General features: G+C 49.9%; 7 protein-coding genes. 2 read left to right on the plus strand and 5 right to left on the minus strand.

What is annotated here, in order from left to right; all coding sequences use genetic code 11:
* The first annotated feature begins 727 nt into the window (after window positions 1–727).
* A complete protein-coding gene (gene umuD / locus Q0986_RS05745) occupies window positions 728–1159 on the plus strand; it encodes a translesion error-prone DNA polymerase V autoproteolytic subunit (RefSeq protein WP_299405679.1) in 432 nt (143 codons plus the stop codon).
* Window positions 1160–1292: 133 nt separating this feature from the next.
* Complete coding sequence (locus Q0986_RS05750) at window positions 1293–2756, plus strand: HAMP domain-containing sensor histidine kinase (protein ID WP_299405684.1); 1464 nt, start codon at window positions 1293–1295, stop codon at window positions 2754–2756.
* A 359-nt stretch (window positions 2757–3115) separates the two neighbouring features.
* Here the strand turns inward: Q0986_RS05750 and Q0986_RS05755 are convergent, their stop codons facing one another.
* The 5 genes from Q0986_RS05755 to Q0986_RS05775 form a co-directional block, all read right to left on the minus strand.
* Window positions 3116–3250, minus strand: a complete 135-nt coding sequence (locus tag Q0986_RS05755) for a hypothetical protein (RefSeq protein WP_299405688.1) — start codon at window positions 3248–3250, stop codon at window positions 3116–3118.
* On the minus strand, window positions 3241–3798 hold the full coding sequence (locus Q0986_RS05760; RefSeq protein WP_299405694.1) for a hypothetical protein: 558 nt from the start codon (window positions 3796–3798) through the stop codon (window positions 3241–3243). The genes Q0986_RS05755 and Q0986_RS05760 overlap by 10 nt, the downstream gene beginning before the upstream one ends.
* Window positions 3799–3896: 98 nt before the next feature.
* Window positions 3897–7058 (minus strand): efflux RND transporter permease subunit, encoded by a 3162-nt coding sequence (locus Q0986_RS05765; protein WP_299405698.1) that lies wholly within the window; start codon window positions 7056–7058, stop codon window positions 3897–3899.
* Window positions 7059–7074: 16 nt separating this feature from the next.
* Window positions 7075–7749 (minus strand): cobalt transporter, encoded by a 675-nt coding sequence (locus Q0986_RS05770; RefSeq protein WP_299405701.1) that lies wholly within the window; start codon window positions 7747–7749, stop codon window positions 7075–7077.
* A 149-nt stretch (window positions 7750–7898) separates the two neighbouring features.
* Window positions 7899–9198 (minus strand): MFS transporter (locus Q0986_RS05775; protein ID WP_299405704.1); only part of this gene is annotated, 1300 nt, incomplete at its 5' end.

Here is a 9198-nt window from a genome sequence, read left to right on the forward strand (position 1 = left end):
ACACACTGACATTACTCCCCATATAAGTTTTTACACAGAAACGTTAGCACACTAATACAACTACTCACTAAAGCATGGAAACTTAAATACACATATTAAGAACCATACGTTTTCACAAACTCATTAACACACAAAAAATTCTATTCGTATATATAAATTTACACATAGACGAATACATACTTTTATGTATAATCGCTAAGACACCTATAAGTGTAGGTGCATTTACTCATTAGCGTAAAAATATGTTTACACTAATACACTGCATTGAAATCATTCATACACTCATATTCGTGTACGTGTGTCTACATAGACACACGTACACGAATATGAGTGTATACGTGTTGGTATTGATACACGCACACGAATATGAGTGTATATGTATTCATGTTCACGAAGTAAATCGCGGCGGGTGGGGCTTATGCAAAAAATCCCTAATAAATCACCAAATTCGCTATCGCCCACTCCATCAGCTAATCGGTAACCTCAAAATATCCCGATAGTGCGGCCAACATTCAATATCCTGAGAGGGATGTCTACCTACCACCTCAGAGGAATTACTATTCAGTTTTCCAAAGACTGATTGTATATGCTTCTTCCCTTGCGTATCCAGGTCAAGTTGACACTAAGCGACAACTAAAGACGAGCTAAGAGGAGATCATGACCTCAAAACGGCAGAAATGGGTTAATATCCTGTGCTACTCTTTGATAGTACATATGCACCATCACAATGCTTATTCGATCAGTTCACCCTGTCGAGTTGGCAGATTCACTGTGTCTACCTTTTCTCTCCTTTCCAGTTTCCGCTGGCTTCCCAAGCCCAGCCGACGACTATTTGCAAAGCAATCTGAATTTGCAGGAGGCCCTGATCCATCGCCCAGCAGCAACATTTTTCATGCGAGTCGAGGGCGATTCCATGACGGGCTGCGGAATCTTCTCAGGAGATTTGTTGATTGTAGATCGCTCCCTTGATCCAGTGGATGGGGCTGTAGTGATCGCAGTTCTGGACGGTGAGTTCACGGTGAAGCGATTTCGTCGATCCAAAGACCAGGTTTTGTTAGCCGCTGAGAATCCCGACTATTCTCCTATTACTGTGTCAAAGGGAATGGATTTTTATGTCTGGGGGGTCGTCACTTTCGTGGTTCACGGGCTGGAAGCTTGAAACAGCATCTAATCGGGCTTTGTGACTGCAATTCATTCTACGCGAGCTGTAACTCCAAGTTAATCTCTGATTGTAGTATGTACTTTGTGCGCTCTCTTGGGGTACACGGGTTCAGACTGACATTAGACTTTTTGTGTTTGACTCCAAGCAACAACCTCTCGTTCTGGCAAAACGCTCAATTTGGGGGATGTTTTTCCGCCAAACTCAATCTCGCATTTTGCTGCTGTATGTTACCCTAATGGTTCTGTTCACAGGACTCACAATTCCTCTCTATCGGTATTTGGTAGTGGCTCAGGTGACTCAGCGAGTACGCAAACACTTGAACGAAGCCCATGACATTTTTCATCAAGCCTATGATGACTGGGAACGGCAACCAAACCAAACATTGGAAGATTTAGAGACCTTTGCTGACGATTTTTTAGTCAATCAACTCCCCGAAGACGATAATTTCTTTATTTTCATTATTGGTGAAGATCTTTACCGATCTAATCCACCTCAATTACTCCAGCCTATGCGACCTGGCTCTGACCTCTATGAGCAGTGGCTCGATGTCACGCATTACAAGCAGGGGAAGTGGGAAACCGATGATCCAGAGAGTGGTAACGTCCTCTATAAAGCTGAACCGTTGATCGTGGATGGCGACCAATTCGGCGTTATAGTGATTGCCCATGCCGCTGCGGGAGAGCAAAATGAAGCCTTAGCCAGCGTCTATACTTTTATGCTCATTGAGAGCGGCGTTATGCTGTTTTCCTTTCTTTTGGCCTGGTACTTAACGGGACGGTTACTTAAACCTATTCGAGAACTTGCGATCACAGCTCGTCGCATCAATGAGACTGACTTAACCCAGCGCTTATCCTCTCAAGGTTCGGGGGAATTGGCTGACCTGGCTAAAACCTTTAACGCCATGATGGACCGACTTCAAGACCGTTTTAACAATCAGCGTCGCTTCATCAACAATGCCGGCCACGAATTGCGAACCCCGATTACCATTGTCCAAGGCCATTTGGAATTAATGGGGAATGATCCAAAGGAACAGGAGGAAACCACAGAACTGGTTATAGATGAGCTGGATCGAATGAGCCGCTTAGTTAATGACATGATTACCTTGGCTAGGTCGGAGCATCCAGGCTTTCTCCAATACGAAATGATTGATCTCAAACAGTTCGCTCAGCAGATATTGACCAAAGCACAAGCCTTGGCAGAGCGGGACTGGCATCTAAATTTAGATTGTTCAGGTTCAATGTTCGGAGATCGCCAACGGTTAACTGGAGCATTACTGAATTTGCTCAGAAATGCCGTTCAGCACACCCCACCCACCGGGACGATTGAATTAGGGTGTCAGCAAACCCTTACCCAAGTTATTTTCTGGGTCAAAGATAATGGAGCAGGTATTGCTCCAGAGGATCAAATACGGATATTTGACCGCTTTTCCCGAGTAGACAGACACCATACGGATGGATCTGGCTTAGGGTTGGCTATTGTTAAAGCATTTACTAAAGCTCATCGAGGGAAGATCGACCTGATTAGCCAACCCGGCGTAGGATCTACCTTTAGAATGACGCTACCCCTCTCTCCCCAAAACAGCACTGTGGTTTAATGACAAAGATTTCAGCCTAAAGCCTCAAAGCTGTGTCGATGGAAGACTTTTTAGAAGCATTGACATCCTTCTATCCATCTTGAGCATTCAACTACACTATATATGAAGAAAAATAGCGGGGTTTCGATCTGAGGAGAGAATTCAGCCAGTTTGCCCAATAGGTTAAGCTCTTCGATTACCTGTCGATAATCAATGAGCATCTGTTAGATGGAATGCCAAAAGTAATAGCAAAATAAATTCAGAAAGCTTTGGTATGGGCCAGAATACTTAAGGGTATCTCAATAAATACATGTGCATATCTAAGTGAGTCCATAAAGACATCATAGTGATATACAAACGATATAAATTTACTCCCTCAATTACCCCCAGATCCTAGCCACCCGCTCTCGCTCCAGGTACACTCCCACAATCTCCTCAATCCGCTCGATAGTCTCACCTGGCCGTAGCTCAATCACCTGCAACATATCGAACGTATCCTCTAGGTCTAAGCGCACTCATAGCAATACTCAGGCGTTTCAAACGGGATTCTGATGAAAGGCTTTCCGGTGCCCTCCACGGTAATCCAATATTGCCCAGTGCTGCTTTGAGATACCGCTAGATACTCAATCTGACCTTGCAGTTTGGTTTGCTGAACCAGATTCTTTTGCCTTCGCTCAAGTGCATGGAATTTGGATTCAAACTGTCTGGATACTCTGGGTGGACGAGTTATACCTGTTGAGTTTTTCGCTGAATATCCTCGCTTAGTCCTTCGGGCAAAATCGGGTTCTCGGTGGATATGGATAGGAGCAGCTTTGCTCTTGCGCCTATCTGCACCAGACTCTTGAGCTGACTTGCGCTTGATAGGCCAATCATCCTCTCGTGCAATGGTTGGAAAAGCAGTCTTGTCTGAATATGCAGGGTTGGATTCGACGTTTGTTGGAGCTTTCCCATTCGGTGGGATAGTGGGCTTGGGCTTCAGAGAGACGAGTTGGGGGGCCATGCGGATATCCTCTAACAAGGTCAGTTTAGCGGCCAAGAGGAATATCTGGAAAGCAATTGCCAACTAACGATCAAACTTGTCCTCTCGCCCATTGAAAAGCGAGATTGAATCTCCTTTCTAGAAAAACAATCTCGCCTTCAGTTCAGCAAAATATTGGAATACTACCTGTCAATGACATTTGATAGCGATGCACTTTTATGGGTCTGAGCTTCTTCCAGAACAGTCTGGGTAGGCTTGGGCATAAACCAGCGACCGAATCGCGCATAAAGGGCCGGAATCACCAGCAATGTGAGGGCCGTGGAAGTGAACAACCCTCCCAGGACAACAATCGCCAAGGGCTGGAGAATTTCGTTACCCGCGCCACTGGTGATTGCCAGGGGCAACATCCCCAGGGCCGAGGTTAGAGCCGTCATCAGAATGGCGTTCACTCGCTCCAGAGAACCGTGGAACACAGCCTTCTTAAGCAGCAATCCCTCAGCAAACTTGCGGTTGTAATTGTCCACCAGCAACAGACCATTGCGGACGGCAACCCCAAACAGGGTGATAAAGCCGATCAGGGAGGCCACAGACATGACACCGCCAGTCAACAGGATGGAGACGATGCCCCCCACCAGCGCTAGCGGTAAGTTAATCATGATTGCCACGGTCGCAGGGAGAGACTTGACGGAGAAGAACATCAGCACCGCAATCGCAATCGCTGCCAGAATGCTGTACACCAGCAGATTATTGGTGGCGTTTTGCTCTGCCTCAAACTGCCCACCGTACTGAATAAAGTAGCCATTGGGCAATTGCACCTTCTCTTGAATCTGGGCTTGAATGTCGCCGACGACGCTACCCAGATCTCGATCATCGACGTTTGCCGACACGACAATTAGGCGGGACACATCTTCGCGGTTGACGACATTTGCCCCCATGCCATAGCCAACATTAGCCACATCACCTAGTGAAATTACTTCTCCTGTTGGGGTTGACAGAGGAATAGCGCTGATGGCATCCAAGCTATTGCGGGCCGATTCGGGCAAGGCGACGGTAATGTCAATCAACTGTTGATTTTCCGGCACCTGAGAAACGACCCGACCGTTCAGGGCCGTTTCCACCACGGTTGAGAGCTGAGCCATCGTCAGACCATAGCCCGCTGCGGCTTCCCGGTCGTACTGAATCTGGACCTGACGGATGGGCAGTTGGGGTTCCAGCTGTAAATCCACCACCCCTGCAATCGGTTCGATGGTATCGCGTATCTGTTCACCAATGCTTCGCAGTTCAGCTAGGTCAGGACCAAAGATTTTGATAGCGATCGCACTCCTTACCCCAGAAAGCACCTCGTCCATCCGGTGGGAGATAAACCCACCCACGTTCGGCGCAACCCCCGGTAGTTTCAGGAATGCTTCTCGCAATTGCTTAACACTAGCGTCTCGATCCTTTAGCGCTGGGTCACTGAGTTCGATATCGACGTGGGCTATATTTACCCCTGCGCCATCCGCATCGCCTGGAGAACGACCAGCCCGGACCTGCACCCATTTATAGAGAGAATTATCCTTCAGGGAGTTCGCTAGGGCATTGCCCGCGCCATTGGTAATATCCAGCGATATGCCGGGGAACAGGACCATCGAGTTAACCAGAGATGTTTCCTGAAACTCGGGCAGAAACACCCGTCCCAAGGACGGCACGATAGCCGCGACAGCAACTAAGGCCGCTAGAGCGAGGGTGAGGATGAGCTGAGGTGCCCGCATCGACAGCCTCAGCAGGGGACGATAGAGCCGTTCGGCGAATCGTGACACCAACGTGCCTTCCTGGGGCAGATTCTGATTGGCTAGCAAAATGGCACAGAGAGCAGGCGATAGGGTCATCGCCACTAGTGTTGAGGCCAGAATTGAAAAGAGATAGGCCAGCCCCATTGGGGCAAAGATACGGCCCTCAACCCCAGTCAAGCTAAAGATAGGGGCAAACACGACGACAATAATCACTGTGGAAAAAATTACCGCTAGCCGCACCTGCACTGAGGTGTCAAACACTACCTGAAAAGGTGGTTTGGGCTTACCTTGGGCTTGATTCGTGCGTAGACCGCGATAGCAGTTCTCCATATCCACAATTGCGTCATCCACCACCGAACCGATAGCAACCACCAGCCCTCCCAAGGTCATCGTATTAATGCCAAGGCCAAAGGCTTTCATAAACAGCAGGCCAATCAGCAGTGATAGGGGAATGGCACTGAGAGTGATAATTGCTGTGCGCCAATTCATCAAAAATAGCAGCAGAATTACCGATACAATCACTACACCCTGGAGGAGAGAGCCGCTGACATTGCGAATGGCTAAGTCAATAAAGTTCGCCTGCCGAAACGTGCGGGTCACCTGCACATCGCCTGGGAAGGTAGGCCGCAAATCGGCGATCACATCCTCCACTGTGTTAGTGACGGTGGGTGTATCTACTTCCGGCTGCTTGTTAATCATCAGCACCACGGCTGGCTGACCGTTGAGGCTAGCATCTCCTCGCTTTAGGGCGGCTCCCGTCTGCACCCTGGCCACATCCCGTAGCAGAATCGGCTGGCCATCTCGTATCTTCACCACCGATCGCTGCAAGTCCTCAATGGATTGAATTTGACCCATGCCGCGCACTAGCAGTTCTCGGCCACCTCTAATCAAGAAGCCTCCTGGCGCGCTGGCGTTGGCTCCTTCAGCAGCAGCGGTAACTTCATTGAGGGACACGTTAAGTTCCCTCAGTTTTACCGGATCAATCAGAACCTGTTCCTGCCGCTCGTCACCCCCATAAATCGTCACCTGGGAAACACCAGGCACTGAGAGGATCTGGTTTTTGAGCGTGACATCTACTAAGCGGCGCAGATCCATCAAGGACGTCTGCCCTTGACCGTCAACGGTGAAGGCATACTGCAAAATTGTGCCCAACGGGGACACCAGTGGCGAGATTTCGGGTGGATGAGCATTGTCGGGGAGTTGGTTGGTGACTTGTTGCAAGCGTTCAGTCACCGCTTGCCGCGCTTGATAGATATCGGCATCTTGATCGAACACCACGCTGACCATCGACAGACCCACCTTTGAGGACGATCTCACCGTCGTCACTCCTGGCAAGCCATTGACCGAACTTTCAATGGGTACGGTGATCTGAGTTTCCACTTCTTCGGGGGCCAGTCCTACGACTTCCACCTGAATATCCACCTGGGGCGGGGCAAAGGGGGGAAACACGTCCAACGGCATTTGAGTGACGCTGAAGACGCCCCAAATCGTAACCGCGATGGCCCCTGCTACGATAAACCACCGCTGAGCAATGGAATTTTTGAGAATTTGGTTTAAAAGTGCATTCAGCATCTATCCAGAAGTTCCCCTAACGGTTGGAAGAGGGGTCTTCTGAGAGGGTGCGTTTCTTTTTGCGACCACCACTGATCAATGAGATCGCCACGACTGCTAATCCGATGCCGCCTCCCACCGTAGCCAGTAGAATCTTAGGCATACCACCGGACTCTTCAGCGGTTTTAGTCGCTTCACTGGAATCGCTCTTGACCATATCGCCTTCTGTGTCATGGCCGTGGGGAGTGCCTTCCGCATCGGCTTGAGCATGAGTTTTATCGGCCGCAGGTGCCGCTGCTTCAGTGGTTTGAGTTTTGCGGGACTCCGCATACAGAGACAAGCTGCCCTCGGTCACAAGCTGCTCATCAACGGATAACCCTTCTAAAACTTCGACCATTTCACCTTGGGTGGCTCCTGTGGTGACAGGCACTGGCTCATAGAAATTTTCGTACTGTACAAACACCAATTGCCGATCGTTATCTTCGACCAGAGCAGTCACGGGAATCATGACAGTACCACTACCGTCAGCGGCAGGTTCGATAGCGGTGACCTGAATACCGAGCAACGAATCAGTTTGAGTGTTGACCTCGACGCGATTCACACCGCCTTCAGCCTGAAACTCATCGCCATGTCCAGAATGGGCCAGGGCAGCAGGTGTACTCACAGCAAGGCTCAAGGCCAGAATAGAACTTAATAAGGGCAACTGCTTCATGGAAACCTCCTCGTAATTTCGACAGCACGCAGCAAAATCCCCAACAGGATGCCACAGGGTAGATGAAATTCAGGTGAAATGTCCCGGATGAAACCAAATATAAAGAGCAAAGACTCTAGAACAGCTAGCTTTGGGAATGTCTATCGTTCTCAGTGATGATCGGGTGAGTAGTTGCGATGATAGTGGAGATGACGGTGGGGGGCATCAGCCGCTACATTGGCCCAATGCACATGCTGGTGATGTTCATCGTGGCGATGTTCATGGTCGTGCCACAAGCCATTGCTGACAGCACCATGACTTGTCGGTGACCACAGGGTATGAGCACCACCCCAAAACGTTATCCCAATCAGACTGCTGCCCAGGAATGCCCATGCCGGGAACTGTCCCCCTAACCACCCAGCCAGGGGGTAAGAGAAGGCCCACCAAAAATGGCTCCAAGCAAACTGAGCACCGTAAACCCGGCCTTGCACGTCCCTGTCAACTCGGTCGGCGATCAGGGTTTGGGTTGGTACATTCACTAGCGTTTGTCCAATTCCGGCCATTGCCCATAACAGGAATAAGCCGCCTAGTCCCACCCAATTAGCAGGTAAGAGCGCTACGGTGATCAAGATTGCGCCGAGACTGGTTAACACCGTCTTGTTTACTGTTGGACTGAAACTTCCTAACCCCAAAGATGCTAGCGTTGCGCCAATTCCAAACGCCGCCATCACCCAACCATATTCCAGCTTGCCAAGTTGGAGAGTGCCCTGAACATAACCCACCGTATTGACCAGAATCGCGGCCCCCACAATCGCAGCGACCAGTTGCATCAGGAGGGCATGTCGAATCAGCGGATCGTGAAACAAACAGATGGTGCCCGTGCGAATATCCTGCCAGGTGCGGCGAAGTGTTTTCACGTCCTGCTGACTATGGGTGACCCGCAACTGTCCTGGCAGGGTGACAACCAAAATCGCGGCCATCAGGAAGGTTAGTCCATCGAGCCAAAAGACCTGTCGGGTGCCCACAAACGCGGCGATGCTTCCGGCTAAGCCAGGACCAAGCACACCCAAAAGCTGATAGGTGGCACTGGAAAGGGCAATCGCTTGCGGATACTCAGATTGAGTGGCCACCAGGGGAATTGTGGCAGTGTAGGTGGGGGTAAAAAAGGCAGAAAACACGTTGAGCGACAGCACGATCACGTATATCTGCCAGGGCTGAGTAACGAAGGGCAGTAGACACACGATAACCATACGGGCCAGATGGGTCACCACCATAATGCGCTTGCGGTCTACCCGGTCAGCAATCACGCCTGCTAGCGGCGACAGTACCACAAAGGCAGTGACTCGCAGAGTAAGGGCGGTGGACAAAATCACCCCAGCGTTTTCGCCCACTAGTTCAAAGGCCAGTAGTGCCAGTCCTAACCAGGTGAGGGCATCACCAATCAGGTTAATGGTCTGGGCAGAGTAGAGG

Source organism: Acaryochloris sp. IP29b_bin.148, assembly GCF_028285565.1.
GTDB lineage: Bacteria > Cyanobacteriota > Cyanobacteriia > Thermosynechococcales > Thermosynechococcaceae > Acaryochloris.